1 protein-coding gene is annotated in these 1654 nt (G+C 44.8%); it reads left to right on the forward strand.

All coding sequences use genetic code 11. From position 1 onward, the window contains the following. The first annotated feature begins 24 nt into the window (after nucleotides 1–24). A complete protein-coding gene (locus P0O24_RS12425) occupies nucleotides 25–1638 on the forward strand; it encodes an IS1634 family transposase (RefSeq protein WP_316970066.1) in 1614 nt (537 codons plus the stop codon). Nucleotides 1639–1654: the final 16 nt, after the last annotated feature.

Here is a 1654-nt window from a genome sequence, read left to right on the forward strand (position 1 = left end):
CAAGGCACCTCGAAGGTAAGTAGCATGGATGTGGACGTCCAATCATACCTAATAGGCCACCTTGGTCTAGTTGCAGGCATTTTCGATTCGTTGAAGATCGCTGAAGTTATTGATCGGGCACTTCCCAAGAAGAGTTCCCGAAATCTTCCCCGTTCGGTTGTGATCAAAGCCATGATCCTCAACGGTTTGGGCTTCACAGGTCAGAGGCTATACCTATTTCCTAATTTTTTTATGACGATTCCTACTGAGAAGTTGCTTGGTCAAGGAATTACTCCTTCCGACCTGAATGATGATATAGTAGGCAGGACGCTTGATGCAATTTACAAATATGGCACCACAGAGCTGTTCAATGAGATATCACTAGAGATTATGAAACAATTTTCTTTGGGGACTCAGCTGATACATGTTGATACTACGAACTTCAGCGTTTATGGAAAATATGAAGGCGATGCACCAGACGGTACAGATTCGATCAAAATTACGTTTGGTCATGCCAAAGATGGCAGAACAGATCTGAAGCGTTTCGTCCTCGGTTTGGTTACGAATCAGCATGGATTGCCTCTTTTTACTAAAGCCTACTCTGGAAACGTGTCGGACAAGAAAAGCATCATGGAGATGATCCAAAAGACGCAACAAGCGATCAAATTTGATGATGACTGTTACTGGATCGCGGATAGCGCTCTGTACACGGAAGAGAACATCAGGCTCCTTGGAACTGAGACCAAATGGATCACTCATGTTCCAGCTACGGTAGGGGAAGCCAAGAGACTCCTCAATGCCGATCTAGATATGACTCCAGGAAGTGACCCTCGGTACGCATTTCATGTTACAGATTTTAACTATGCAGGTGTTCCTCAGCGTGCTGTAGTCGTCTGGTCTGAAGAGATGAAAAAGAGGAACGAGAAGACCCTTGATAAGAAGATTCAAAAGGAAACCGATCGTGCTGAGAAAGACCTTAAAAAGCTAAAAAGCAGGAAGTTCGTCTGCGTGCCAGATGCCGAAAATGAAGCAAAGATATGGGATTCTATGCATCCACATCATCGGATCAAGAATCTCCAGATATCACCTTGTGTAGAAAAAGTCGAGAAGAGGAGAGGACGTCCCAAGAAGGACGAACCTTTGAGCCTGAACTTCAAAATCGAAGCTGAAATCGAGATCGATGAAGACGTTCTGACTGAAGAACGCAAGAAACTTGGCAGATTTGTCCTGGCCAGCAACAAAACCGATCTGGAACCAGAGATCATGCTCAATTATTATAAAGGTCAGCAGACGGTGGAACGCGGATTTCGCTTCCTGAAGGACAAGAGCTTTCACGTCTCAGAAGTCTACCTCAAGAAGGAAGAACGGATCGAATCCCTTAGCATGATCATGGTTCTGAGTCTTCTCATTTACTCTTTTGCAGAATGGAAGCTTAGAGAGAAGCTCAAGGAAACTGGACAAACTGTGCCTAACCAGCTAAATAAACCTACACAGCGACCGACTATGCGATGGATATTTGAGACGTTCATGGGAGTGATTCAATCGGTTGTAGTTGATCGAGGAAAAATTGTCAAAGTCATCGTGCATCTTAGCGAATCGCAGATTGTCATTCTGAGGCTGTTGGGGCCAGAATGCGAAAATTACTACGGGCTGAACTGAAGGTGCGGAATGTGGG

This window comes from Candidatus Methanocrinis alkalitolerans (assembly GCF_029167205.1).
Lineage (GTDB): Archaea > Halobacteriota > Methanosarcinia > Methanotrichales > Methanotrichaceae > Methanocrinis > Methanocrinis alkalitolerans.